This window comes from Dellaglioa sp. CoH-57-MRSF-22, from assembly GCF_056781895.1.
In genome coordinates, this window is the sequence record NZ_JBXAXT010000092.1 from 1 (window position 1) to 432 (window position 432).

Sequence of the window (432 nt, forward strand, 5' to 3'; positions counted from 1 at the left end):
GATGGGCTGTACACGTAGTACTCTTCTTCTGCCATGCGTTGCATAGCCTCGGTCCACTCAGCACCCTGCGGAAATGCCTTGAACATCTTGTCGATGATGTCCTGCGCGTATGCTGTGCGATCCTCTTCAATCAATGCCGTAAGCTTGTGATCCAACTCTTCCAGCATGCGATTGATTTCGACCATACGCTTCTTGTCCGTCTCGGGCTTCAACGACTCTTCGTACAGCGCGCTGATCTGTCCTTTTAGGGAGCCAAGGTCACTCTGCTTCGTATCGATGCCGAGTGTCTTTGCGCTCTTACCGTACAGCGTGCCGAACACAATCGCCTTAATCGCGTGACGGAGCGGGTGATCCTTGTCCACCCACTGCTTGAAAAAGCGAAACACGTTTTGAATGTGAATGTCGCCTTTCGTCTTTAGCTGCGCCTTGATC

The 432-nt window shown here is 52.1% G+C and carries 1 protein-coding gene; it reads right to left on the reverse strand.

What is annotated here, in order from left to right:
- Nucleotides 1-432 (reverse strand): hypothetical protein (locus AC1RPR_RS08320; RefSeq protein ID WP_481763487.1); only part of this gene is annotated, 432 nt, incomplete at both ends.